This is a genomic window from Enterobacter cloacae complex sp. P12RS (assembly GCF_014895875.1).
GTDB classification, from domain to species: Bacteria; Pseudomonadota; Gammaproteobacteria; order Enterobacterales; family Enterobacteriaceae; genus Enterobacter; species Enterobacter bugandensis.
On the sequence record NZ_JADBQO010000127.1, the window covers coordinates 1 to 243 of the forward strand.

General features: G+C 35.0%; 1 pseudogene. It reads left to right on the plus strand.

The features are described 5' to 3' along the window. A pseudogene (locus tag IM284_RS23610) lies at positions 1–180 on the plus strand (hypothetical protein); the annotation flags it as partial. Positions 181–243 lie beyond the last annotated feature (63 nt).

Here is a 243-nt window from a genome sequence, read left to right on the forward strand (position 1 = left end):
GTACCACACTATAATGATAGTGATGTTTTTTGTGCCTTAGTAAAATACTCTAACTTCTTTAAAGACCCTCAGTTTTACATTGATCAAGCATTTGATAAGAGAAAGGCTATGTCGCCTGCCGCTAAAAGAAATCCAGCCGATGTTCCAGCCATTCGTGGAAATACACTGCTCAATTGGTGATTTTGTGGGGCATTTTATTTTAATGCCCTTTTAATAACGCTTAAAAAAGTATTTATTGAATTT